Source organism: Psychrobacillus sp. OK032 (assembly GCF_900111345.1).
Classification (GTDB): Bacteria; Bacillota; Bacilli; order Bacillales_A; family Planococcaceae; genus Psychrobacillus.
Genome location: NZ_FOGY01000001.1, coordinates 39,814 through 65,906 on the forward strand (window position 1 = coordinate 39,814; position 26,093 = coordinate 65,906).

At 38.3% G+C, this 26,093-nt stretch carries 22 protein-coding genes and 1 pseudogene; all 23 read right to left on the reverse strand.

Going from position 1 to position 26,093, the window contains the following annotated elements; genetic code table 11:
• Positions 1-75: 75 nt before the first annotated feature.
• A complete protein-coding gene (locus BMZ04_RS00225) occupies positions 76-1,155 on the reverse strand; it encodes a BMP family lipoprotein (RefSeq protein WP_093263004.1) in 1,080 nt (359 codons plus the stop codon).
• Between the two features lie 47 nt (positions 1,156-1,202).
• On the reverse strand, positions 1,203-1,931 hold the full coding sequence (locus tag BMZ04_RS00230; protein WP_093263009.1) for a GntR family transcriptional regulator: 729 nt from the start codon (positions 1,929-1,931) through the stop codon (positions 1,203-1,205).
• Between the two features lie 154 nt (positions 1,932-2,085).
• A pseudogene (locus BMZ04_RS00235) lies at positions 2,086-2,793 on the reverse strand (DNA translocase FtsK); the annotation flags it as partial.
• 192 nt (positions 2,794-2,985) lie between these two features.
• On the reverse strand, positions 2,986-4,068 hold the full coding sequence (locus BMZ04_RS00240) for a BMP family lipoprotein (protein WP_093263014.1): 1,083 nt from the start codon (positions 4,066-4,068) through the stop codon (positions 2,986-2,988).
• Between the two features lie 47 nt (positions 4,069-4,115).
• Positions 4,116-4,844: a GntR family transcriptional regulator gene (locus BMZ04_RS00245; RefSeq protein ID WP_093263017.1), complete on the reverse strand. Its 729-nt coding sequence runs from the start codon at positions 4,842-4,844 to the stop codon at positions 4,116-4,118.
• A gap of 338 nt (positions 4,845-5,182) precedes the next feature.
• The gene (locus BMZ04_RS00250; protein WP_093263020.1) at positions 5,183-7,474 is read right to left on the reverse strand and encodes a DNA translocase FtsK; all 2,292 of its coding nucleotides are present in this window, start codon (positions 7,472-7,474) and stop codon (positions 5,183-5,185) included.
• Between the two features lie 390 nt (positions 7,475-7,864).
• Entirely contained in the window at positions 7,865-9,532 is a 1,668-nt protein-coding gene (locus tag BMZ04_RS00255; RefSeq protein WP_093263024.1) for a ribonuclease J, read from the reverse strand.
• 155 nt (positions 9,533-9,687) lie between these two features.
• Complete coding sequence (gene dapA, locus BMZ04_RS00260; RefSeq protein WP_093263027.1) at positions 9,688-10,569, reverse strand: 4-hydroxy-tetrahydrodipicolinate synthase; 882 nt, start codon at positions 10,567-10,569, stop codon at positions 9,688-9,690.
• Between the two features lie 4 nt (positions 10,570-10,573).
• Complete coding sequence (locus BMZ04_RS00265; protein WP_093263032.1) at positions 10,574-11,620, reverse strand: aspartate-semialdehyde dehydrogenase; 1,047 nt, start codon at positions 11,618-11,620, stop codon at positions 10,574-10,576.
• Between the two features lie 78 nt (positions 11,621-11,698).
• Positions 11,699-12,286 carry a dipicolinate synthase subunit B gene (locus BMZ04_RS00270; protein ID WP_093263036.1) on the reverse strand — a complete coding sequence of 196 codons (588 nt, stop codon included), beginning with the start codon at positions 12,284-12,286 and terminating at the stop codon, positions 11,699-11,701.
• A 16-nt stretch (positions 12,287-12,302) separates the two neighbouring features.
• Positions 12,303-13,091: an NAD(P)-dependent oxidoreductase gene (locus BMZ04_RS00275; RefSeq protein WP_093263041.1), complete on the reverse strand. Its 789-nt coding sequence runs from the start codon at positions 13,089-13,091 to the stop codon at positions 12,303-12,305.
• Positions 13,088-13,360, reverse strand: coding sequence for a YlmC/YmxH family sporulation protein (locus BMZ04_RS00280; protein WP_093263045.1), 273 nt, complete (start codon positions 13,358-13,360; stop codon positions 13,088-13,090). Before BMZ04_RS00280 ends, BMZ04_RS00275 begins: the two co-directional genes overlap by 4 nt.
• Before the next feature lie 1,143 nt (positions 13,361-14,503).
• A complete protein-coding gene (locus tag BMZ04_RS00290; protein WP_369802606.1) occupies positions 14,504-15,766 on the reverse strand; it encodes a M16 family metallopeptidase in 1,263 nt (420 codons plus the stop codon).
• Positions 15,767-16,050: 284 nt separating this feature from the next.
• Entirely contained in the window at positions 16,051-18,171 is a 2,121-nt protein-coding gene (gene pnp / locus BMZ04_RS00295) for a polyribonucleotide nucleotidyltransferase (protein ID WP_093263054.1), read from the reverse strand.
• 285 nt (positions 18,172-18,456) lie between these two features.
• Positions 18,457-18,726, reverse strand: a complete 270-nt coding sequence (gene rpsO / locus BMZ04_RS00300; protein WP_093263058.1) for a 30S ribosomal protein S15 — start codon at positions 18,724-18,726, stop codon at positions 18,457-18,459.
• Positions 18,727-18,859: 133 nt separating this feature from the next.
• On the reverse strand, positions 18,860-19,807 hold the full coding sequence (gene ribF, locus BMZ04_RS00305) for a riboflavin biosynthesis protein RibF (RefSeq protein ID WP_093263062.1): 948 nt from the start codon (positions 19,805-19,807) through the stop codon (positions 18,860-18,862).
• Position 19,808: 1 nt separating this feature from the next.
• Positions 19,809-20,729 carry a tRNA pseudouridine(55) synthase TruB gene (truB, locus tag BMZ04_RS00310; protein WP_093265396.1) on the reverse strand — a complete coding sequence of 307 codons (921 nt, stop codon included), beginning with the start codon at positions 20,727-20,729 and terminating at the stop codon, positions 19,809-19,811.
• Between the two features lie 584 nt (positions 20,730-21,313).
• Positions 21,314-21,658, reverse strand: a complete 345-nt coding sequence (gene rbfA, locus BMZ04_RS00315; RefSeq protein ID WP_093263066.1) for a 30S ribosome-binding factor RbfA — start codon at positions 21,656-21,658, stop codon at positions 21,314-21,316.
• 22 nt (positions 21,659-21,680) lie between these two features.
• A complete protein-coding gene (locus tag BMZ04_RS00320; protein WP_093263069.1) occupies positions 21,681-21,959 on the reverse strand; it encodes a DUF503 domain-containing protein in 279 nt (92 codons plus the stop codon).
• Positions 21,956-24,316 (reverse strand): translation initiation factor IF-2, encoded by a 2,361-nt coding sequence (gene infB, locus BMZ04_RS00325; protein WP_093263072.1) that lies wholly within the window; start codon positions 24,314-24,316, stop codon positions 21,956-21,958. Before infB ends, BMZ04_RS00320 begins: the two co-directional genes overlap by 4 nt.
• Positions 24,317-24,320: 4 nt before the next feature.
• Positions 24,321-24,641, reverse strand: a complete 321-nt coding sequence (locus tag BMZ04_RS00330; RefSeq protein ID WP_093263075.1) for a YlxQ family RNA-binding protein — start codon at positions 24,639-24,641, stop codon at positions 24,321-24,323.
• Positions 24,638-24,916, reverse strand: a complete 279-nt coding sequence (gene rnpM / locus BMZ04_RS00335) for an RNase P modulator RnpM (protein ID WP_093263079.1) — start codon at positions 24,914-24,916, stop codon at positions 24,638-24,640. Before rnpM ends, BMZ04_RS00330 begins: the two co-directional genes overlap by 4 nt.
• 25 nt (positions 24,917-24,941) lie before the next feature.
• Positions 24,942-26,072: a transcription termination factor NusA gene (nusA, locus tag BMZ04_RS00340; protein WP_093263082.1), complete on the reverse strand. Its 1,131-nt coding sequence runs from the start codon at positions 26,070-26,072 to the stop codon at positions 24,942-24,944.
• Positions 26,073-26,093 lie beyond the last annotated feature (21 nt).

The following is a 26,093-nucleotide window of genomic DNA, read 5'->3' on the forward strand; positions in this document are numbered from 1 at the left end:
TAAAATCTTTCTTCTATTAATTAAAATATCATAAAGACCGATACATACCGGTCTTTATGATGTTAGTGTAACAAATTATTCTACTGTTTCAGGAACAGTAATTTCACCAGAAGCAACTTTATCTGTATACTCTTGGATTTGGTCTAAAACTTCTTGTGGAATAGCGCCGCGTGAATCAGCAAGACCAACGCCTTCTTCAGCTAAACCATAAGTTACTGTAGTACCACCTGGGAAGTTACCAGCCATTGCATCATTCGAAACGTTTTGAACTGCAGTTCCTACGTTTTTCAACATAGATGTAAGTGTTACGTTAGAATCGCCAACAGCACCTTCTTCGTATTGGTCAGAGTCAACTCCGATAACCCATACGTTTGCATTAGCATCTTTTGTTTTACGTTCTTTTGCTTCCGCGAATACACCATTACCAGTACCACCAGCAGCGTGTGCGATAATATCTACTCCTGAAGAGTACATCCGGTTAGCAGTTGTTTTACCAAGTGCCGCATCATCAAATTTACCAGTGTATTGTACATCTACTTTAATAGATGGATCTACAGCTTTAACTCCTTCTACGAATCCTGCTTCGAAACGCTCGATAACTGGAATTTCCATTCCACCGACGAAACCAACTTGTTTAGATTCAGACATAAGAGCAGCTGCAACACCAGCAAGGTATGCTACTTCTTGTTCTTTAAACATTACAGAAACTACGTTTGGTTTTTCTACTACACCATCAACAATGATAAATTTATTATCTGGTTTTTGGTCAGCAATTGTTCCTATCGGTTCTACTAATAAGAAACCAATTCCATATACTAAGTCAAAGTCACGACGGACTAAGTTATTTAAGTTTGTTACATAGTCAGCGTCTCCAGCTGATTGAAGATAATCATATCCGCCATCGCCTTTTTCAAGACCATGTTCTGCCCCCCATGCTTGGATTCCTTCCCAAGCTGATTGGTTGAATGATTTGTCGTCAACTCCACCAACGTCTGTAATCATTGCAATAGAGAAATCTTTTGATTCTGTTGTACCAGATTCAGTACCTTCTGAACCTGTTGATGTTTTTTCATCGTCTTTTGTACCACAAGCTCCGAGAATAGTTCCAGCAGCTAATACAAGTGATAGACCTAAACCAAATTTACGTTTTGTCAAAATGAAAACCTCCGTTAATTTTCTTATTAGCAGGAATTTAAAGCATTTTACACCCTTTTCCGAACAACATGAAAGCTAAATTTATCTGCTCGAAAGTAATTTTTCGAATACAAAACCACACGATCATTTTCGTCATAGTGAAGTTGTTTTAACACAAGCAATGAAGTCTCTGGTGCACAGTTCAATGTGGGTGAAGCTACCTCATGATATCCAACAGGGTCGATGTATGCAACCGCATGGGATACATGAATGTCCCCAGATTCCTCCAACGCTGTAAAAATAGAACCTTCTTCTCTAATGAGAAAATCCCCGGGCAAGTAATTCTTTGGAACTTTATCAACACAATACACAACTGGCTCGCCATTTGCCGTACGGACACGCTCCATCGAAATAATCGATTGCTCGTCCTTACATTGAAAACGCTTCATGTCTTCTTCAGTTGGAAGCGATTGCATCGAACTTAAGTAAATAGTACCTGGTTCCATGCCTGCACTTCGAATCATCGAAGAAACACTGGAAAGCTGTTCGATGCCCGACGTAAAGACCGGCTTCGAATTGACAAAAGTCCCAACTCCATGTCTTCTAACGATTACATTTTCCTCTTCTAAAAGACGTAAAGCTTCTCTTAATGTTGCACGACTGACACCGAGTGATTTTGCTAATTCAAATTCTGAAGGAAGTTTTTCTTTTTCCTTGAATATACCTTTTTCAATGTCTTCTTTTATACGATCAATCACTTGAAGATATAAATGACGATGATCTACTTTTATTGTCATAAAAAACACCACCATTATTAGAGATCAGACCTCTGATGTAAAACATTCCTACTAATCAGTCATACTATATCACTTTTAATGGTCGAGATAAATACTTTTATTAATTTTTTGAATAAAGAATTTACGTGAACTTCATTTAATTGTAATCATTTTGTCATATAGAATCAGGATCTAAAGCATTTTGGGGAACAAGTACTTGACGTGGCTTACTTCCTTCATAAGGTCCTACTATTCCACCAATTCGAGTTGATCGATGATTCTTTCAGCCCGAGAATAGCCTACTCTAAACCTTCTTTGGATAAGCGAAACCGATGCAGTTTGCATATCTGCCACTAATTGTGCAGCCTCATCATAAAGCCCATCCCGATCTACTTGTTCTTTTGATTCTTCCACTTCATCTGGAATCATCTCTTCCTGATAATTCGCTTTTTGCTGTTCGATAACAAAGTCTACCATACGCTCTACTTCTACATCAGACAAATAAGCCCTTTGCACCCGAACCGGTTTCGAGCTTCCTGCTGGTAAGAATAACATATCTCCTCTTCCTAAAAGTTTTTCTGCTCCACCCATATCTAATATTGTGAGCGAATCGATCGCAGATGATACAGCAAATGCAATTCTAGAAGGAATATTTGCTTTAATAATTCCAGTAATAACGTCAACGCTCTGTCTTTGAGTCGCAATGATCAAATGAATACCAGCTGCACGTAATACTTGTGATGATGCCGTTAATACAAACACTCTTACCGCTACCGGTAGAACCTGCCACTAGTAGATGGGGCATTTTGTTCAATTGCGCAAGCACAGCTTGCCCAGTTACATCTCGACCGAATCCAATGAGTAGTTTCCTAGCGTTTCTATTACATAATCCAATGAATTCACTCCCTACTATACTAGTACAAAATTAATACAGGAAAGACCTTAAATCTTGTAAGTTAAAGTTAAAGTTCTATAAAATTCAATGAATACTTTAAATTTTTAAAGTCTTTCTTCTATTAAATAAAACATCATAAAGACCGATAAGCATCGGCCTTTATGATGTTAGAAAAACAAATTATTCTACTGTTTCAGGAACAGTGATTTCGCCATCAATGATTTTTTTAGAGTATTCTTCAATTTGGTCTAGAATATCTTGTGGGATAGCTCCGCGAGAGTCAGCAAGCTGTACCCCTTTTTCTGCTAAACCATAAGTTACTGTTTTCCCACCAGGGAAGTTTCCAGCCATTGTTTCTTTTGCAATTGTTTGTACTGCAACGTCTACACGTTTTTGCATGGAAGTAAGTGTAATGTTAGTATCACCAACCGCACCTTCTTCGTATTGGTCAGAGTCAACTCCGATTACCCATACGTTTGCATTCGCATCTTTTGTTTTACGTTCTTTTGCTTCCGCGAATACTCCGTTACCAGTACCACCGGCTGCGTGGAAAATAATATCAATGCCTGAAGAATACATACGGTTAGCAGTTGTTTTACCAAGAGCTGCATCATCAAATTTACCTGTATATTGAACATCTACCTTGATGCTTGGATCTACAGCTTTTACACCTTCAACGAAACCTGCATGGAAACGTTCGATAACTGGAATCTCCATTCCACCAACGAAACCAACATGTTTCGATTCAGACATCAATGCAGCTGCAACACCCGCTAAGAAAGAACCTTCTTGCTCTTTAAACATTACAGAAGCAACATTAGGTTTATCAACAATACCGTCGATGATAGCAAGTTGTGCTTCCGGTTGTTGGTCTGCAATAGTACCAATTGGTTCTTCCATTAAGAAACCGATTCCATAAACTACATCGAAATCACGACGTACTAAGCTGTTTAAGTTTGTCATATAATCAGCATCGCCTTTAGATTGAAGATAATCATAGCCACCGTCACCTTTTTCAAGGCCATTTTCTTTACCGAATGCTTCAATACCTTCCCATGCTAATTGGTTGAAAGATTTATCATCTACTCCACCAACGTCCGTTACCATAGCGATAGAGAAATCTTTTGTTTCTGTAGTTCCAGTATCTGTGCCTTCTGAACCTGTTGAAGTTTTTGTTTCTTCGTCTTTTGTACCACAAGCTCCAAGGATAGTACCGGCAGCTAATACAAATGATAGACCTAAACCAAATTTACGTTTTGTCAAAATGAAAACCTCCGTTAATTTTCTTATTAGCAGTAATTGAAAACATTTTACACCCTTTTTCGAACAACATGAAAGCTAAATTTATCTGCTCGAAAATAATTTTTCGAATACAAAACAACACGATCGTTTTCGTCATAATGAAGTTGTTTTAACACAAGCAAAGAAGTTTCCGGTTCACAATTCAAAGTCGGTGAAGCAACTTCATGGTATCCAACAGGGTCTATAAATGCGACCGCATGAGATACACGTATATCACCAGATTCCTCCAGGGCAGTAAAAATAGAGCCGGCTTCTCTAATGAGAAAATCATTAGGCAAGTAATTCTTTGGAACTTTATCGACACAATACACAACTGGTTCTCCATTTGCAGTACGGACTCGTTCCATTGAAATAATTGATTGCTCCTCTTTACATTGGAAGCGCTTAATATCTTCTTCAGTTGGAAGCGATTGCATAGAACTCAAATAAATAGTACCAGGTTCCATCCCCACGCTTCTAATCATGGAGGACACACTTGTAAGCTGTTCGATGCCCGAAGTAAAAACAGGCTTTGAATTGACAAATGTCCCAACTCCATGTCGTCTGACAATTACATTTTCTTCTTCCAATAAACGTAGAGCTTCTCTTAAAGTTGCACGACTAACACCTAGTGATTTTGCTAATTCAAATTCAGAAGGAAGCTTTTCCTTTTCCTTGAATATGCCATTTTCAATGTCTTCTTTGATTCGATCAATCACTTGAAGATATAAAGGACGATGATCTACTTTTATTGTCATATAAAACACCACCATTTTTTGAGAGCAGACCTCTGATGTAAAACATTCCTACTAATCAGTCATACTATAACACTTTAAATCTTCAAAATAAATACTTTTATAAATATTTTAACTATTGACTTTACAGAAACTTCATCTAATTGTAATCATTTTGTCATATAGAATCCTAATCTAATGCATTATTGGCAACAAGTACTTGGCGTAGCTTACTTCCTTCATAAGGACCTACTATTCCACCCATTTCGAGTTAATCGATGATCCTTGCCGCTCTCGAATGGGTGAAATAAATACTTTTATCATTATTTTAAAAATTGAATTTACTAAATTGTATCGACTTGTCAGATAGGATCCTGATCTATTGCGTTTTTTGGAACGAGTACTTGACGTGGCTTACTTCCTTCATATGGCCCTACTATTCCACCCAATTCGAGTTGATCGATGATTCTTGCCGCTCGAGAATAGCCTACTCTAAACCGTCTTTGGATAAGTGAAACCGATGCAGTTTGCATATCTGTCACTAATTGTGCAGCCTCATCATAAAGCTCATCTCGATCTACTTGTTCTTGCGATTGTTCCACTTCATCCGGAATCATTTCTTCCTGATAATTTGCTTTTTGCTGTTCAATGACAAAGTCTACCATGCGTTCTACTTCTGCGTCTGACAAATAAGCACCTTGCACACGAACCGGTTTTGAGCTTCCTGCTGGTAAGAATAACATATCTCCTCGTCCTAATAGCTTTTCTGCTCCACCCATATCCAGTATGGTGCGCGAATCGATAGCGGAAGATACAGCAAACGCAATACGAGAAGGAATATTCGCTTTAATAATTCCAGTAATAACGTCTACGCTCGGTCTTTGTGTTGCAATAATCAAATGAATACCAGCAGCACGTGCCATCTGTGCTAAACGTGTAATGGAATCTTCTACATCACTGGATGCAACCATCATTAAATCGGCTAACTCGTCAACTATGACAACAATGTATGGAAGCTTCGGATGTTTTTCATCATTTTCATCATTCCATTTGTTAATATACTCATTATAGCCTTCCATATTCCGTGTACCGGTATGGGAGAATAACTCATATCTTCGTTCCATTTCGGATACGATTTTTTTTAATGCTTGTGATGCTTTCCGAGGATCCGTCACTACTGGAGCGAGTAAATGCGGTATTCCATTATATACATTTAGCTCTACCATTTTCGGATCAATCATCATCATTTTAACTTCATGTGGCTTTGCTCTCATCATAATACTTGTAATGATTCCGTTGATGCATACACTTTTTCCGCTACCAGTCGAGCCTGCTACAAGTAGATGCGGCATTTTGTTTAACTGCGCTAGCACTGCCTGTCCTGTTACATCTCGTCCGAATCCAATGAGTAGTTTTAAATTTGGTTTATCATTTTCTTCCGATTCTAATACTTCTCGCAAGCTAACGATTGCCACTTCTGTGTTCGGCACTTCTATCCCAATAGCCGATTTACCAGGGATAGGCGCTTCAATTCGAATATCTCTTGCAGCAAGCGCCAGCGCTAAATCATCATGTAAACTAACAATACGACTCACTTTTACCCCAACATCAGGTAGCACTTCGTATTTTGTCACTGCCGGACCTAAATGTACTTGCGTTACTTTTGCTTTAACGCCAAAGCTTAAAAACGTCTTTTCTAGTTTTAGTGCGTTTGCTTGGAGTGCATTTAACTCGCCACTTTGATCACTATGTGCAGGTGCATCTAACAAAGTGATTGGCGGTAACTGATAATCTTCATTTTCTACTACTTCTGCATCCATATTAATCTCAATTGGTTCAATTATTTCTTCTGGTTCTATAACTTTTTCTTCTTTTCTCACGATCCGTTCTGTAAAGGCAGATATGATAGGTGCTGTAACTTGTTCCACCTCTTGTTCCTGAATCGTGAGTATTTCTTCGTGGACGGTCACCGCTTCTTCCTGCAGTGTTTCTTTTTTCGAACGTCTTCCTGTCTTTTTAGCTGGTGCTGGTTTTTTCTTTTTCTTTCGATTTATTAACTTTTCTCTTAGTTTCGGTACTAATTCCATAACTAACGGTACAAGCGCTTTATCAGTCCATAAAATTATTCCTATTAATAACAAAAGCCATCCGGCAATCCTCGCTCCAGCGGAATCAAATAAAACGTGAAACGAAGCAAATAAAATAGCCCCTAATATGCCTCCGCCAAGGGAACTCGTTTGATTTGTAATACCTCCACTTTCCACTAATACACGATAGCTCTCCCTTAAAACCGAATTTGTCATTAATCCTTTTCCTTCAAATAACTGTTGAAATAGAGCTAAATGACTAAATAGCAATAAACTACTTAAAATAAACCCACTTCCCAATAAGAGACGGTGATTCCATGGGGGAAAAGTTTGCTTCATCATAATAATAAGTGCATATACGATAAAGATAAATGGAATAGCGATATGCCAGTTTCCAAATAGGAAATAACCCATATAAGCGAGTCCCCGACCGACTAAACCATATTCAAAAAAGGCAATGATGGCTAGTCCTATTACGAGTAATCCGATAATTTCAAACATTAGCGGATGCATGGACTTTTTTTTCGGTGCTGTTTTTTTAGTTGTTTTTCTTTTCTGTTGTGCCATCGATAACACCTGCTTTCCTAATAAAAAATGCGCAAGCGCCTATACTAGAGGAATACAGTCTAAGTTCGCGACGTCGTGTCGCAACGACTGTATGACCTGCTTCGTGCAGCCCTCCCACAGGCAAATGGGGTGGGAAGGCATCCTAAGTACGCCACATCCCGTGGCAATGGATGCATGACCCGCATCGTGGGGCCCCATGAGGCAACTCCTCAGCCACCACAGCTTTTTTCCATTTGACCCCGAGGGGGAACGTTCTCCTGCGACGAGCTGTGCGCTGGAGCAAGGCGCTGGAGCTGGATAGATACTGAGTAAAAAAGTTTATACTTTCTTATCTCTTATAAAAAGGGATTTCCCTCCGAGTTCGGAAAGGAAATCCCTCTATTATTCATATTAATATTCCATAATAATCGGGATGATCATTGGACGGCGTTTAGTTTGTTGGAATAAATATGAATTTAGCGTATCACGGATTTCTTGTTTTATGTTTGTCCATTCAAACGTTTCTTTATTCACATATTTTTCAACAATTGTTCGAACTAGTTGCGCCGATTCCTCCATTAGTTCCTCTGATTCTCGTACATAGACGAAACCTCTCGAAAGAATCTCTGGACCGGACGCTATTTTCTTTTGCGCACGGTGCAATGTAACTACTACGATAAAAATACCATCTTGGGAAAGAAGCTTACGATCACGTAAAACGATATTCCCAACATCTCCTACACCAATTCCATCAATTAGTACGTTACCGGCTTGAACTCTGCCACTCATTCGCATTTTACCGTTTTTATATTCGACAATATCTCCTTTATCCGCAATAAATATTTCAGATTTTGTCATACCAATGTCTTGCGCTACTTTCGAGTGAGCCATTAACATACGATACTCCCCTTGAATCGGGATAAAATACGTTGGCTTCGTTAAGTTTAGCATCATCTTTAAATCTTCTTGGCTACCATGTCCAGATACATGAACATTTTTGCTAGCAGTTAATACTTTTGCGCCTACTTTTGCAATTTGGTTCATCGTTTGGTACATGCCTACTTCCATACCAGGTGAAGGAGTGAAAGTAATTAGCACAGTGTCTGTGTCTTTAATTTTAATATCTTTGTGGTGTTTACGAATCATTTTTTCAAGTGCCTCTAATGGTTCACCTTGATTGCCAGAGACAATAACAACGACGTTTTCATCTTCAAGCTTCGAAATTTCTTTTATTGAAATAAGTGTATCTTCTTGCACAGTGAAATACCCTAGATCCAATCCAATTTGGAAAGTATTTTCTAACGTTTTTCCAGCAATCGCTACTTTTTTACCTGTTTCAGCTGCTTTATCTAATACTTGCTGAATACGGATAAAATTAGATGCATATAAAGCTACTAGAATACGACCACGTGCAGCGTGGAATGTTTCGGATAACTGGTTTTCAATAACAGCTTCAGAAGTTGTATAACCTGGTCTTTCTGCTTCGGTTGAATCAGATAGAAGAATGAATACTCCTTCTTCTCCTAACCCAGCGATTTTAGCGATATCCGGGCGATACTTCCCTTTGGCAGATTGGTCAAATTTAAATTCGCCTGTGTGTACGATTGCACCTTCCGACGTATGAAAAACAATTCCAAGTGAATCTGGAATACTATGTGTTGTGTGGAAGAATGTTACATGCGTACTTTGAAAATTCATACGACTTTTATTTGTTACTTCGAAATATTTTACTGCTTGTTTCGTAGGTAATGCTTTTATATGCGTTTTTGCTAAAGCAATCGTCAATTTAGAACCATAGACAGGTGCTTGTACTTTTTGCAATAAATACGAAATAGATCCAATTGCATCTTCATGTCCGTGCGTTAAAAAGATTCCTTTTACCCGGTCCTTGTTTTCTTCTAAATACGTAATATCTGGAATGACAATATCAATTCCCAGCATTTCATTTTCAGGGAACATAAGCCCACTGTCTACGACAAATATTTCTTCATCTATTTCTACTACATACATTGCTTTTCCGACTTCCCCAACTCCACCGAGTGGGATAATGCGAATAAGTTCATTTTTTACTTTAACCAAATCTTTTCCTCCTAATTATTAACCCGACCAACATCCACTATTTTTTATTATATCGAACGACAACGAATCACACAAATAAAAAAAAGACGGAAAGAAAATTAAAATGCCCCGAGCGAAGGGTACACTTTAGCTTTCCTCAGTCTTTTTAGTAGAAATTATTTATTTTTCAAATATTCTTCCCAGATTAAATCGAATGCTTTTTTCTCGTTATTTGTCATTTCTACGAGTGGTAATCGAAGTGAGCCTACTTCGACTCCTACTTTGGAAAGTGCATATTTCACTACTACTGGATTAGGATGTACGAACAATCCGTTTATAACTGGTAAGATCGCTTGATGAATCTTCGAAGCTTTTTGTTGATCTCCAGCAAGAAATGCTTGTATCATTTCTTGCATATCGTTCCCAATAATATGAGAAGCAACCGAAATAATACCAGAACCCCCTAGTGCAAGTAGCGGTAAAGTTAAACCATCATCTCCACTATATACCCGGAAGTCGTCTCCTGTACCAGCTAAAATTTTAGTCATTTGATCCAAATTCCCACTCGCTTCTTTTGCGATTCGAATGGATGGAATTTTACTTAACGCAATCATGGAGTCCGCTTCTAAATTTACTACCGAACGTCCTGGAATATTATACACAACAATCGGCAATGTTGTAGCATGCGCAATTGCTTCAAAATGTGCAATCATTCCACGTTGATTTGGTTTATTGTAATAAGGGGTAACAAGCATCAAGGCATCAACACCAAGCGCTTCTGCTTTTTGCGACAAGTCAATCGATGCTGCAGTATTATTACTCCCCGTCCCTGCAATAATGGGAACTCGTTTATTTACTTTCTCTACTACAAACCGAATGAGTTCTAACTTCTCATCCGTTGATAATGTTGGAGATTCTCCAGTTGTTCCACAAACAACGAGTGATTCCGTTCCAGTCGCTAGTAAATGTTCGATTAACTTTTCTGTTGCGATAAAATCAATGGAACCATCTTCTGAAAACGGCGTAACCATCGCTGTTGAAATATGACCAATATTCATTTTCTTACACCTCTTTTAAAATACGTTCCTCAATTAATGCTTCTGCAATTTGAATGGAGTTAAGTGCTGCTCCTTTTAATAGATTATCAGATACGATCCACATGTGGAAGCCGTTATTATTAGAAGGATCCTTTCTTATACGGCCGACAAAAACATCGTCTTTATCTGTTGCAAAATAAGGCATCGGATATTGTTGTTTTTCAGGCGCATCTTGCAAAGTGATACCTTTTGTATTCGAAAGTAATTGTTTCAACTCATCCACTGTTACATTCTCTTTATCTATCTCAATATATACAGATTCAGAATGACCTGTTACAACAGGTACCCGGACACAAGTTGCCGCAATTGAAAGCCCCGGAAGTGTCATAATCTTCTTCGTTTCATTCATCATTTTATGCTCTTCAAATGTAAATCCATCTTCCTCGAACAGATCAATTTGTGGAATTACATTACCTGCGATTGGGTAATGCTTCTCATCGCTTTTCACTGGTAAAATAGCTGGATTCGGATTTTTTTCTTTAATCGTTTCACTTTGTGTTATTAGCTCATCGATAGCCGCTGCACCTGCACCTGAAACCGCTTGGTAAGTGGAGACGATGACTTTATTCAAACCATATTGTTTGCGAATTGGTTCAAGAGCGGCAACCATCTGAATAGTAGAACAATTTGGATTAGCAATAATCCCTTGATGCTCATGTAATGCTTGTTTATTTACTTCTGGAACAACAAGCGGTGTGTCTTTATCCATTCGAAAAGCACTAGTATTATCTACTACGATTGCTCCACGACTAACTGCTTCTTTTGCAAGTACCTTCGAAATAGAGCCACCTGCCGAGAAAAAGGCAATATCTACTCCTTCGAATGATGCTGGTGTTGCTTCCTCAAGCGTATATGTTAAACCGTTAACCTCCACTTCTTTACCTGCAGATCGTTTGGAAGCTAAAAGCTTTAACTCTGAATATGGAAAGCTTCTTTCTACTAACTTTTCGATAATTTTTTGACCGACAGCACCTGTCGCTCCTACTACTGCTACTGTATAACCTTGTGACATAAAAGCTCTCCTCCTAAAATCAAAACATATTGGCGATATTGTATCATATTATACATGAAAATACATCTCTATTTATATTTATAATGAATGTGTAATGAGTAGAGGTTGCAGTTGTTTTTTCTGAATAGCGTGCTCCACAGTAGGTACAATCCTTGTGAAATCAGCAATTAGCGAGTTTGGTTTGGAGTGAGGATTGTCTTGACCAAAAGGAATAAAATAAATATTTTTAGTAGATAAAAGTTTCATGATATTCATCCCATTTAATCCTAATGCATCATTTGTGGATATACCCAGGACTACTGGTTTTCCATTTCGTAATGTTGCTTTTGCTGCCATTAATACCGGTGAATCGGTTTGCGCATTCGCAAGTTTACTAATTGAATTTCCAGTCATCGGCGCAATGACCATACAATCGAGTGGATTCGTCGGCCCAAAAGGCTCTGCTTCTACAATTTTAGAAATTACTTTACTGCCACTTGCTCCTTCAATTTTTTCAATCCATTCTTCTCCCGTTCCAAAACGGGTCGCTGCTGTTAACACAGAATACGTAATAATAGGCACTACAGTAGCGCCTAAATCCGTAAATTGTTTAATCATTGGTATTACTTCCTCATACGTACAATGAGATGCCGTAATGCCAAGACCTATTCTAAGATCTTTCAACACTAGATTTTTCCTCCTTTTAAAAAGACAAATGATTTTGAACCGATTGGGCGATAAGTAAACCTGCATCTTGCGGGAAATACATGCCTGGTAAACTAGTAGAAATTGAGTAATTGGTCGGGATATTTCCCTCTGAATCGATTAAACACCCCGGATTAGAAGCAAGATCGAAAACTCGTTTAAAGGAAGCCGCCTGTGTATTTTCTAACCATCTGGATGGTATCGTATTGATCAAATAGGCAGATTTATTTTTTGGTTTATCCAATAAATTTTCTAACGTTTCTATAGCATAACCGTAGCTTTTTGCTTCAAATAATTGATGTTCTGATCGCACAGAAATGACCACTTTTGCCCCTAAGTGATGCAAAGCATAAGCAAGCCTTTTCCCTACTCTCCCATAGCCTGTAATGATAAATTGCTTATTATAAATCGCTTGTTTTTCATGTGTATAAAAATAACTAATAAATCCTTCAGCAGTCAGATTCGCATTATCCCAAATGTACTGCTCATCTTCTAAATAGGAAAAAACTTGAATGTCTCCTCTACGCTCTATTTCTTGGTTGATTTCTTCATTTTTTTTGCCAACAAATAGTACTTCACATGAATCAGGTAGGATAAAGGGACGTTCCATTTTAAGTGGTTGAATTGGCAAGAATAGAATTTGTGGTTCAAATTGATTGATCGCATCTTTTAGTTCTTCATCCCACGTCATCGTGGCAACTAATTTTGTATTTAAGTCTCTGCTAATCGCAGTGTGAAAGTAGGACAAGCGTAGGTCAGTTCCAATAATGACACACTTCTTTTTCATGAAAATTCACTTGCTTCACTGGAAGAATCTGTTTCATTGAATAGAATACGATCTTTTCCAATAAGGATGATTTCTTCCCAAGCAATAAATTCTTTTTTCTTATTTGCTTTGTTTGCTTGGAAAAATGATGCTGTCTTCTGTAACACTTCAAAACCTTCAATTTTCCCTGTCTTTGGGTTGAAAAGTAGTTCTGTGTCTGCTAGCTTTCCGTATCTCGCGCCGTCTTTCACTTGGATTAATTCTTTTTCTGCCAGTTCCGAAAGTAACAATCATTTCCCTCCTTATTTCTTTCTATTTATGTATATGCCATATAATTAAGCAAAGTGAATAAGAAATAAAGCAATCACACTTTAAGTGCAACTTGATGTCTGAAGCTAAGCGGGCGAAGATTCGGCTGCTTGATAAATGTTGCGCTAAATACAAATAATGCGCACTAAAGTGGCTCTATTAAGTGTCCACTAGGGTTTCCGCTCCAGGCGGATGCTTTCCGCGGGCATGGCTTCAGCCTCCTCGTCGCTTTGCTCCTGCGGGATCTTCAGCTCATGCTATTCCCGCTGGAGTCGCCACCTTGCGCTTCAACCAAGAAAATTGCTTACTTATTAATAACAACTCACTAAAAACAAATATTAAACAATTTTTCAGTTCTGTGAATCCAGAAAATGGCTTAGGGCAACAAACCGGTCATTGAAAGCAATCAATTCTATTCGGAAAGCAACTAAATCAGCAAGAGAGCAACCAATTCTTAAAATAACAAGTTCACATAAAGTGAGACGCCAATGATTAGACACATTATTCTATACGTAGTATTTTGATATGTAAGAATCCAGTAAATGGCTAAGAGCAATCAATCAGTTATGGAAAGCTACCAGTTCTATTCGGAGAACAACCAAATTGCGAGTGAAAGCACTAATTTCTTATAATAACAAATTTACATGAAGTAAGACGACGATAATTACGAGGTACAATTCCAATAGATGGTTGAACAAAACTCTTCTTATTTGGAAACGGCATTTTCTAATTAGGTTTAATGACCATTGCGAAGTTGACCTGATAAATTTTAATCTCCGATAACTGCAGACGCTCAATTAGCAAGAAGTTCTCATTGATTGGAGCGGAAGGGCGGCGACTCCAGCGGAGGCCAACAGGATGTTGGTCACGAAGGCGTTGCCACACGATGTGGCGCATTTAGCCTTCGTTCCTCTGTTGAGACAGATGAGCCATCACAACGTACGCGAGAGCTGTGGTGATGGCTCATCGCTCACCCCGCGGAAATCGTCCGCCTGTAGCGGAAATCCTAGTGGTATCTATTTGTTGCGTACTATTCTACAAAGCGAACCGAAGCATATAACTACAAACCATCGTTTTTCTTTATTAGATAAGATAAACTTTCAAATAGTATAAAAAAACGCCGATCATTGTTGATCGGCGTTTTTTGGCATAATAATGGATATGGCAGGTTTATGTGAAAAGATTTCTTTTACTAAATCCATCACAGATGCTAGCGTTACTTCATCTATTGTTTCACTCACTTCATCTAGTGAGCGATGTTTTCCATATAATAACTCATTTTTACCATTGCGGCTCATCCGTGCATTGGTACTTTCTAGACCTAATAACAAATTCCCTTTTAATTGCTCTTTTGCACTTGCAACTTCGTTTTCTGTGAAACCATTCTGAACAATCGTTTGAATCGTATCCGAAATAGAAGTCTTTAATTCGTTTAATTGATTACTAGAAGTACCTCCATAAATTGCGAGTATCCCCGTATCCTCATATGACGAATGATACGAATAAATGGAATAAGCGAGCCCTTTGTCTTCTCGGATCTCTTGGAATAATCTAGATGACATACTTCCACCTAAAATATTATTAAGGATGACTAAACTATAAATATTATCATCCTTTACTGCTAATCCAGGATAGGCTAAACAAATATGTGCTTGTTCTGTTTCTCTACTATTTTGCGTAAAAATGGGGTTCATCAATGGAGTAGCAAAGTCTGCATTATCCTGTGACTTCTTATACGTAAATTGACCAAATAGCGATTCAATGTATTCCGTAAGATCTTCTGGAATATTACCTGCTACGGAAATAACGACATTTTCAGGGATATAATGCTTTTCCATATACGACAAAATCATTTCTTTAGTAAAGCTATTTAGCGTTTCCTCTGTTCCTAAAATTGGTGCACCTAATGGATGATCTCCATACATTTCTTTCCATAAATATTCATGCACGATATCATCTGGCGTGTCTTCTACCATATTTATTTCTTCTAAAACGACTTGTCGTTCTTTTTCAATTTCGATTGGGTCAAATACAGAATGGAAGAACATGTCTGCAAGTATTTCCACGGCATGGGTTGCATGATGATCTAACACCTTTGCGTAATAGCAAGTATTTTCTTTCGATGTAAATGCATTAATATTTCCACCAATGCGGTCGAATTCCTCCGCTATTTGTTTTGCCGTTCTTTTTTCTGTCCCTTTAAATAACATGTGTTCGATAAAATGCGTTAACCCATTCTCTTCTGGCAGTTCATATCTAGAACCAGCTTGCACCCATATTCCAACTGCTACAGATCGTACATGTGGAATATGTTCTGCAACAATTCGAAGTCCGTTATTACAAGTAATTTTCTTTATCAATATTGCACCTCTGTCTTTGTTATTCATTAAGTTATTCTTGTCAATCAAATACACCCTGGCGTATTTGCGTGCAGATTTTGAACCCGCGCTTAGGCCGAGGTGATGCAGGTCAGTTAGCCTAAATAAGTTGCATGGATACAACTTATTTAGGCTAGCATCCTTTCCCATCCTTTTCAAAACCTGTGACATCCGCCGGAGGCTTTGGATTGATTCAACAAGGGTTTAATTCTTTGTTAAATCAATTCAAAAAAAAGTTGCCGTAGTTATTATATGCCTACGGTCAACCTATTTTGTTACAATAAACAATTTATTTATTGTTGTTCTTTTTGCTCTTCGCGTTCTTTTTCTTCTTTTAATACGATTTTGCGAGATAGGTTTACGCGACCTTGATTGTCAATTTCGATTACTTTTACTAGAAGCTCATCCCCTAGTTTAAGTACATCTTCTACATTTTTCGTACGTTCTTCTTGAATTTCTGAAATGTGTAGCAGTCCATCTTTGCCGTTGAATATTTCTACGAAAGCACCGAACTTTTCAATTCGTTTTACTTTTCCTAAATAATATTCGCCAACTTGGGCTACGCGAACGATATCTTCAATGATTTGTTTCGCACGTGCAATCATTTCTTCATCTGGAGATGCAATATAAATCGTACCATCTTGTTCTGTATCGATTTTCACTCCAGTTTCATCAATGATCTTATTGATCTGTTTTCCACCAGGTCCAATTACATCGCGGATTTTGTCCGGATTAATTTTAATCATTGTAATTTTTGGTGCGTATTTAGATAATTTCTCACGTGGTTGGTTAATTGTTGCAAGCATACTTTCTAAAATCTGCAAACGACCGATTTTTGCTTGTTCTAGTGCTTCTTCTAAAATGTTTTTAGATAATCCATCGATTTTAATATCCATTTGAAGTGCTGTAATCCCTTTAGATGTACCAGCTACTTTAAAGTCCATATCTCCAAGATGATCTTCCATACCTTGAATATCCGTTAAAATCGTGTAATGTTCGCCTTTTTTCACTAGACCCATTGCAATACCAGCAACCGGTGCTTTTAGCGGAACCCCAGCATCCATCATTGCTAGTGTCGAAGCACAAATACTTGCTTGAGACGTAGAACCATTTGACTCCAATACTTCTGCTACTAAACGAAGTGTATATGGGAAATCTGTTTCGTCTGGAATTACCGCTTCTAATGCACGCTCACCAAGGGCACCATGTCCGATTTCACGACGACCCGGAGCACGAATTGGGCCCGTTTCCCCAACACTGAATTGTGGGAAATTGTAATGATGCATGAAACGTTTTGTTTCTTCTAAACCAAGCCCATCAATAATTTGCACATCTCCAAGCGGACCTAATGTACAAATGCTCAATGCTTGTGTTTGTCCTCGCGTGAATAATCCGGAACCATGTGTTCTAGGTAAAACGCCAACTTCTGAAGAAAGCGGACGAATTTCTGCTACCCCACGACCATCTGGGCGAACTTTATCTTCCGTAATTAGACGGCGAACTTCTTCCTTCACCATTGCATCCAAAATTTCTTTTACTTGTTTAAACGTTGCTTCATCTGCTTCTTTTTCTGTATATTGTTCTAATACTTCATTTTTTACTTCCGTAATAGCATCTTCACGAGCATGTTTTTCTTGTACTTGAATAGCTTGTACAAGTTTTGTTTCGCAAATGCCTTTTACTTCCTCAAAAAGCTCTTTATCTAATTCAAAAAGAGGGATTTCTTTTTTCACTTTACCAATTTCAGCGACAACTTGCTCTTGGAACTCGATCAATTTAATGATTTCGTTATGACCGAACATAATTGCTTCTAATACGACTTCTTCCGAAACTTCTTTCGCTCCTGCTTCTACCATATTAATCGCATCTTTTGTTCCTGCAACAACTAGATCTAAAGTACTTAATTCCATTTGCTCTACCGTTGGATTAATGATGAACTCGCCATCAATTAAACCAACTTGAACTCCCGCAATTGGTCCGTCAAATGGAATATCTGACACACTAAGTGCTAAAGAAGAGCCTAGCATCGCAGCCATCTCAGATGAACAGTTTTGATCGACGGACATTACGATCGAGATTACTTGTACTTCATTACGGAAACCATCTGGAAATAATGGACGAATTGGGCGGTCGATTAGACGACTAGTTAAAATGGCTCTTTCAGATGGACGTCCTTCCCGTTTAATAAATCCTCCAGGAATTTTACCAACAGCGTATAATTTTTCTTCGTAGTTCACTGTTAGTGGGAAGAAATCTAAATTTTTTGGTTGTTTGGAAGCAGTTGCAACAGATAGTACACTTGTATCCCCGTATCTAACTAGTACTGCTCCATTTGCTTGCTTTGCAAGTTGTCCAATTTCTACTTGTAACGGACGGCCTGCCCATTCGTACGTAAATACTTTCTTTTCACTCATTTAATCAAAACTCCTCTCAACTTCAAAACTGCTTAAATAGCGTATATAAAAGTTATATGTATCATAAGTAGTGTATCAAAAAAACCAAAACTATGCGAAGTATTTTACGCAATAAGAAAAGCGAGAGTGCCTTTGTCTACTCCAAAGGGCAAAATTATTCATTTACGAGTTTTGCACTGGAGTCTAGACAGGGATTCCCTGATATAAGGCTATCTATACATCATCGTTTATAGTTTCATAGACAAAAGAAAAAGCGGGATAAATCCCGCTTTCTTAGGTAGTATCTTATCGACGTAAACCAAGTTTTGCGATTAGCTCACGGTAACGTTGTACTTCGTTTTCACGTAAGTATTTCAACAAGTTACGGCGACGTCCAACCATTTTGAATAGACCACGACGTGAGTGATGATCTTTCTTGTGTGTACGTAAATGTTCGTTTAAAGAATTAATTTCTTCAGTAAGAACTGCGATTTGAATATCTGCAGATCCTGTATCGCTTTCGTGAGTTCTGAACTCAGCGATCAATTCATTTTTACGTTCTTTTGTAATTGCCATGTTTGTTTCCTCCTAAAATTCATAGTATCCCCTGTTCCTGAGCAATCGTTGGAGAATCGAAAAAGCCAAGGAAAGGTTAAGTACAATTTTGTACTTTTACAGAATAACATATTATTTTATATGAAGCAACAAATTATGCTTGTTTGAAATAATCGATTGCTACTAATTTATCCTTTGCAATTTGCGCCTTTAATTCATCTATTCCATTGAACTTTTGCTCTGATCTAATTCGCATATACCAATGTACAATCACTTCTTCACCGTAAATAGATTGATTAAAATCAAAAATATGTACTTCAATCGATAGCTTTTTTTCATCGGGATTATTAAACGTCGGCTTAAACCCAACATTACACACTCCATCATACCATTTTTCTTGCACACAAATTTTCACGGCGTACACTCCCGTTGCGGGTGTGTATTGTCCTTCAGCAAGTTGGATATTTGCAGTTGGGAAGTCGATTGTTCTCCCTCGTTTATCTCCATGAATAACCACACCCGATAACATAAAAGGCCGACCTAGTAATTCTTTTACTTTTTCCATATTCCCTGCTTTTAACTCTTCTCTTATTCTAGTAGAGCTAATTTTCTCTCCAGAAAGTTCTTGCTTGCCGACAACAGTAACGGTATATTTGCCATCTGAAAGTTGTTCCATATCTTCCATCGTTCCTTTCCCAAATGCACCAAATGTAAAATCAAAACCTGCAGTAACATGCTTCACATTGTTTTGTTTGATAAACGATTTAATGAACTCGGTAGGAGTAAGTTTCGCAAAGTCAGATGTAAAACGCACAACAAAAACAGCATCTACTTGCAGCTCTTTCAATATTTCTATTTTTTGTTCAATTGGTGTAATATAAAATATTTGTTCTTTCCTACCTCCCAGAACTAAGGAAGGATGAGGATCGAAAGTCATGACTGCCGTTTTAATATTCAGCTCTTGTCCTTTGTTTAAAGCTTCCTGGATAACCGCTTGATGACCAGTATGTACCCCATCAAAAAAGCCAATAGCTAAAGCATATGAATCATTTATTTCGTTTCCATATAAATGATTCGGATAAGATAAGTGATATACTTCCATATTAATCTCCTTTTTCTGCTGAAAACATTTTCTCTGGTTTCATCATACCATCTTTTGTCGGATGTTTAATATAAATAGCAATCGGATTAGAATTTAAAGAGTATATTATTTTATCATTCGTTTCTAATAATGGATGGGATTCTACTACTTGACCGTTTGTAATACTCTTTTTAGTTTCTTCTGTAATTTCAATCGAAGGCCAATGTCCCAAAGCCTCTTTTAACTGTAATATAGAGTTATCTAGTAGATTATTTTCGACTGCTTGTTGTACTTCATGAAGTGTCAAGCATTGTTCTTTCGTAAAATTCCCCGAAGATGTACGTACTAAAGAAGACATATGTGCAGGGTAACCAAGTAACTCCCCAATTTGTACTGCAAGTGTTCGTATATATGTCCCTTTGCTACATCCTATTTCAATCGTGAACGTTACATTTTCTCCTGAGAATTCTTCTTTTTCGTCCAGTAAGCTCAGTTTATAAATGGTTACTTGTCTACTCGGACGTTCTACTTCTTTTCCTTCTCTTGCATATTCATACAGTTTTTTTCCATTTACTTTTACAGCTGAATACATTGGTGGAGTTTGGGTAATTTCTCCCGTTAGTTGTTTAAGCACTTCTAAAATTTGTGCACGTGAAAAGTGTTTTTCTTCGTTGTTTTGTTCGATCACTTCTCCATCTGCATCTTCCGTTGTAGTGGATGAGCCTATAGATACAGTTGCGATATATGTCTTGCCTTCGTTCATTATATATTCCGATACTTTTGTTGCCTGCCCTAAACAAATGGGTAGCACGCCTTCTACATTCGGATCTAATGTTCCTGTATGCCCGATTCGTTTCATTTTTAATAGTTTGCGTAGTTTGAATACGCAGTCGTGGGAAGTCATTCCTTTTTCTTTCCATAATGGAAGTATACCTTCGTACATATAGTTCACCTCTAGATCAATAATAATATCCATTTCGTACTTTTCCAAAGCTTACCGCTCAACGCAACACCACTGTTGATTATTCAACTAATAAAATGCATTTAGGTTAATGGGCGATTAACAATTTCCCTATTAAATTTTCTGCCTGACTATAGCAATAGCAGGTAACAACAAGTAGCTTGCCGCACCTCGCATGAGCCAGCTCGTGCTACGGCAGAAGTTGCCACTTTCTAAACAGGTATCGACTTAATTAGTCAATTGTAAGTTACTACACAATTAATTAATCGGTCATTCACACTTATGTGCGCTAAGTTAGAGAGACGATACTGGTTAGCTGGCGAATTCTCATGGATTGTAGCGAAAGGGCGGCGACTCCAGCGGCCACACGATGTGGCGGTACTTAGCCTTCGTTCCTCTGTTGAGACAGATGAGACATCACAACGTACGCGTAGCGTCGGTGATAGCTCATCGCTCACCCTGCGGAAAGCGTCCGCACTGCAGCGAAAATCCCAGTTGTATCTAATTTGCTCACTAAAGAACAAAGAAGCCTGCTTGTTGTGTTAAGCAGACTTCTTTGTTTGTTTTTACTCTTCAGATGACTTGTTAATCTGTCTTAGTAAATCATCTATTCGATTACCATAAGCTGCAGACTCGTCAAATTCAAATAACAGTTCAGGCGTTATACGTAATCTAATACGTTGTCCGATTTCCGAACGGATAAATCCTTTTGCTTTTTCTAAAGCTTTTAACGTATCTGCACGATTCCCATCAAGGACAGTTATATAAATTGTCGCTTGCTGTAAATCACCTGTTACTGCAACATCCGTCACTGTAACAAACCCGATACGAGGATCTTTTAATTTTCGGCCTATAATTTCGCCTAACTCTTTTTTCATTTGTTCCGCAACTCGGTTAGCGCGCATCGACATGATGGCTACACCTCATTTTCTATCATAAATGTTCTTTTCTTATATCAATGCATTCCCATTCCGGAAAAGATTCTAAATGAGAAATTGCGTTTGTAAGCTCTCGTTCAGCTGCATCCTTTTGTGAAGCAACGGATACGATCCCAATAGTCGTCCGCTGCCATACATCTTGATGATCAATTTCCGAAATAGAAACATTGAACTTTTGTTTCGTGCGAGAGAGCGTTCGTTGAAGAACTGCTCGTTTTTCTTTTAAGGAATGTGCAGTAGGAATGAGGAAATCACACTCTGCATATACGATCATTTTCGTTTAATCTCTTCCATAATATACGCTTCGATAATGTCGCCTTCTTTTAAATCATTGAAGTTTTTAATCGTAATACCACATTCGTATCCTTTTGCCACTTCTTTTGCGTCATCTTTGAAACGTTTTAATGTATCTAATTCACCTTCGAAAATTACGATAGAGTCACGTATAATACGAACACCACTATCTCTTGTAATTTTACCTTCAGTAACGTATGAACCAGCGATTGTTCCAACTTTTGAAACTTTGAATGTTTCACGAACTTCCGCTTGACCAATAATTTTCTCTTGGAATTCAGGATCAAGTAATCCTTTCATCGCAAATTCAATCTCTTCGATTACTTTATAAATAACTCGGTGTAAGCGAATATCTACGCCTTCTTCGTCCGCTGCGCGTTTAGCATTAGTATCTGGACGAACGTTAAACCCGATTACAATAGCGTTAGAAGCTGCTGCAAGGCTAATATCAGACTCGGTAATTGCTCCAGCACCGGTATGAATGATTCGAACATTTACACCTTCTACTTCAATTTTCATCAATGAAGCAGCCATTGCCTCTACAGTACCCTGAACGTCTGCTTTAACGATTAAGTTAAGCTCTTTCATTTCCCCTTGAGACATTTGATCAAATAAATTGTCTAAAGTCACACGAGTTTTTTCAGATCGTTGGTTAACTTGCGCATGAGAAGCACGAGTTTCCCCAACTTGACGAGCAGTTTTTTCATCTTCAAATACAACGAAGCGATCCCCTGCTTGTGGCACTTCATTTAGACCAGTAATTTCTACTGGTGTAGATGGGCCTGCTTCTTTTACTCGACGGCCAAGATCATTCACCATTGCACGAACACGCCCGTATGCGTGACCTACTACAATTGGATCTCCAACTTTAAGTGTTCCATCTTGTACTAATAGAGTTGCAACTGATCCTCTACCTTTATCAAGTTGAGCTTCAATAACAGAACCTCTTGCAAGACGTTTTGGATTAGCAGTTAGTTCTCCAACTTCTGATACTAACAATACCATTTCCAGTAGACTATCAATTCCTTCACCTTTTAATGCAGAGATTGGAACGAAAATCGTTTCCCCGCCCCAAGCTTCTGGAACTAAACCGTGTTCTGTAAGTTCTTGCATCACTCGGTCTGGGTTTGCTGCTGGTTTATCCATTTTGTTTACTGCAACGATAATTGGAACTTCCGCAGCTTTTGCATGGTTAATCGCTTCAACTGTTTGTGGCATTACTCCATCATCTGCTGCTACTACAAGAATGGTAATATCCGTTATTTTCGCTCCACGAGCACGCATTGTTGTAAACGCAGCATGTCCTGGTGTATCAAGGAATGTAACTTTTTTGCCGTTTTCCACAACTTGGTAAGCACCAATATGTTGTGTAATACCACCTGCTTCACCAGCCGTTACTTTCGTATGACGGATAGAGTCTAACAAAGTTGTTTTACCGTGGTCAACATGTCCCATGATTGTTACAACTGGTGGACGTTCTGTTAAGTTAGCTGTATCTTCTTCGGAAGTTTCGAAATGTACTTCTAAATCGGTAATATCGATTTTAATTTCTTCTTCTACTTCTACTCCGTAGTCTGCACAAATTAACTCAATTGCATCCTTATCCAATTCTTGGTTTATTGTTGCCATTACGCCAAGTAAGAACAGTTTTTTAATAATTTCTGCTGGTTCACGACCAAGTTTTTTCCCTAACTCCATTACTGTTAATGACTCAGTAAATGTAATTTTTTCAGGAAGTTCTCTTTCTTTTCTCGGTACTGGAGGTTGAACAGGAACTGTTGGACCTTTTCTTCTTTTTTGGAATTTTTGACCGGGTCTATTTTGGCCGCCTGGACGGTTATTTCCGCCTGGACGATTGTTATTAGTAAAAGTTTTTTTATCTTTTGATTGATTGTTCGTTCCTTGGGTATTACTTTGACCAGTACTTTGAGCAGCTGGTCTTGATTGGTTTTGGCTAGCAGGTCTTGATTGGCTTTGGTTTGTTGGTCTTGATGATTGGTTTTGGCTTGCCGGTCTTGATTGGCCTTGGCTAGCAGGTCTTGATTGGTTTTGATTTGCTGGTCTTGATTGTGTTTGGTTTGCTGGTCTTGATTGGTTTTGGTTTGCCGGTCTTGATTGGCCTTGGTTCGTTGGTCTTGATTGGTTTTGTGACTGAACAGGTTTATTAGGTTGAGTTGTTGTCTTTTTATAGACGCTATCTAGTTTCGTTACAGCATCTCCTTCAAGCGTAGACATATGATTCGTCACTTGAATATTAAGCTTTCCTAGTTGCTCTATAACTTCTTTACTCGATTTATCTATTTGTTTCGCGTATTCATGAACTCTGATTTTAGTCATTAGCTCACCCCCGGTTATATTCGTTGAGAAGGCCGGACAGTTTTTTAGCGAAACCGTCATCCATAATGGCTATTGCCACTCTGGCCTCTTTTCCCGTCGCATGTCCGAGATCGTGCCGGTCTCCAAAGACATGCAGCTCAACGTTAAAAGATGCACATTTATCATTCAGTTTTTTTGCTGTATTGTCAGAAGCATCAGATGCTAAAATGACAAGTTTTGCTTTTTTGCTTCTTATTTCTTTGACGACTAACTCTTCACCAGATATCGTTTTTCTTGCCCGTGTTGCAAGTCCAAGTAGTTGAGTAATTTGCTGTTCTATCGTCATTTTAGTTTTTCTCTTTCGATGATAACAATCAATTCATCATATATTTCATTTGGAATTGAAGCTTCTAAATGATTGGCTAGCGAATTTTTCTTCTTCGCTTGGTTTACCGCTTCGATCGTTTTAGATACGTATGCGCCACGACCTGATTTTTTTCCAGTTAAATCGACCGTAACTTCGCCTTCTTTTGAACGAACGATGCGAATCATTTCCTTTTTCGGGAACATTTCACCAGTAGCAACACATTTACGTAATGGTATTTTCTTTTGAATAGCCATACAAGCTCACCATCCTTGCTTATTCTTACTCTTCGTCTTTGTAAAAATCGAAATCATCCAATTCATCATCCAAGCTCTCTAAAATTACTTTTGGAGAGTTTTCGTTCGGATAAATTCCTAATTCTCTTGCATCTGTTTCACTTTTAATATCAATTTTCCAGCCTGTTAATTTAGCCGCAAGTCTAGCATTTTGGCCTCTTTTTCCAATTGCAAGAGAAAGTTGGTAATCTGGAACGACTACTGTAGTAGATTTCTCTTCTTCGTTTACTTGTACGTCCAATACTTTGGAAGGACTAAGTGCATTTGCAACGAAAACCACTGGATCTTCTGACCATTCTACAATGTCAATTTTTTCTCCGCTTAACTCATTTACAATTGTTTGAACGCGAGCTCCTTTTGCTCCAACACAAGAACCTACTGGATCGATTTCATCGTTATGCGCATAAACGGATATTTTCGAGCGGTCTCCTGCTTCACGAGCAATCGATTTTATCTCGACAATACCTTCAAAGATCTCAGGAACTTCCATTTCAAACAAACGGCGAAGGAAGCCCGGGTGTGTTCTTGAAACAAACACTTGAGGTCCTCTAGAAGTTCGTTCCACTTTCGTAATATACACTTTAATACGATCATGCGGGCGATAAGTTTCTGTTTGAATTTGTTCATTCGCCGGTAGAACTGCTTCTACTTTCCCTAAGCCAACATAGATATTACGTGCATCTAAACGCTCCACAATACCATTGACGATATCGTCTTCACGATCTACATACTCTTCATAAATTAGCCCACGTTCTGCTTCTCTTACGCGTTGTGTCACGACTTGTTTAGCCGTTTGTGCAGCAATACGTCCGAAATTACGTGGAGTTACTTCTTCTTCCACGACATCCCCAATGGCATAATGGGGATTAATAGCATGTGCGTCATCTAACGAAATTTGTAGGCGGTCGTCTGTTACTTCTTCCACTACATCTTTACGAGAATAAACAAGCATAGTTCCCACTGCTAAATTAATATCGACACGCACATTTTGCGCTTGGTTAAAATTACGTTTATATGCAGTTACTAACGCTGCCTCGATTGCCTCAATCAGCACATCTCTCGCTATGCCTTTTTGTTTTTCGAGCGCCGTTAACGCATCTAATAAATCACTACTCATCGCTATCACTCCTCAATATAC

Coding starts and splice junctions, on each gene's coding strand:
- rnpM (WP_093263079.1), bottom strand. CDS start 24,916: ATGGCTATTCAAAAGAAAATACCATTACGTAAATGTGTTGCTACTGGT.
- rpsO (WP_093263058.1), bottom strand. CDS start 18,726: ATGGCAATTACAAAAGAACGTAAAAATGAATTGATCGCTGAGTTCAGA.
- truB (WP_093265396.1), bottom strand. CDS start 20,729: ATGTACGAAGGTATACTTCCATTATGGAAAGAAAAAGGAATGACTTCC.
- pnp (WP_093263054.1), bottom strand. CDS start 18,171: ATGAGTGAAAAGAAAGTATTTACGTACGAATGGGCAGGCCGTCCGTTA.
- rbfA (WP_093263066.1), bottom strand. CDS start 21,658: ATGTCGATGCGCGCTAACCGAGTTGCGGAACAAATGAAAAAAGAGTTA.
- BMZ04_RS00265 (WP_093263032.1), bottom strand. CDS start 11,620: ATGTCACAAGGTTATACAGTAGCAGTAGTAGGAGCGACAGGTGCTGTC.
- BMZ04_RS00320 (WP_093263069.1), bottom strand. CDS start 21,959: ATGATCGTATATGCAGAGTGTGATTTCCTCATTCCTACTGCACATTCC.
- BMZ04_RS00330 (WP_093263075.1), bottom strand. CDS start 24,641: ATGACGATAGAACAGCAAATTACTCAACTACTTGGACTTGCAACACGG.
- dapA (WP_093263027.1), bottom strand. CDS start 10,569: ATGAATATTGGTCATATTTCAACAGCGATGGTTACGCCGTTTTCAGAA.
- BMZ04_RS00245 (WP_093263017.1), bottom strand. CDS start 4,844: ATGACAATAAAAGTAGATCATCGTCCTTTATATCTTCAAGTGATTGAT.
- nusA (WP_093263082.1), bottom strand. CDS start 26,072: ATGAGTAGTGATTTATTAGATGCGTTAACGGCGCTCGAAAAACAAAAA.
- BMZ04_RS00290 (WP_369802606.1), bottom strand. CDS start 15,766: ATGAATAACAAAGACAGAGGTGCAATATTGATAAAGAAAATTACTTGT.
- ribF (WP_093263062.1), bottom strand. CDS start 19,807: ATGGAAGTATATCACTTATCTTATCCGAATCATTTATATGGAAACGAA.
- BMZ04_RS00250 (WP_093263020.1), bottom strand. CDS start 7,474: ATGGCACAACAGAAAAGAAAAACAACTAAAAAAACAGCACCGAAAAAA.
- BMZ04_RS00275 (WP_093263041.1), bottom strand. CDS start 13,091: ATGAAAAAGAAGTGTGTCATTATTGGAACTGACCTACGCTTGTCCTAC.
- infB (WP_093263072.1), bottom strand. CDS start 24,316: ATGACTAAAATCAGAGTTCATGAATACGCGAAACAAATAGATAAATCG.
- BMZ04_RS00230 (WP_093263009.1), bottom strand. CDS start 1,931: ATGACAATAAAAGTAGATCATCGTCATTTATATCTTCAAGTGATTGAT.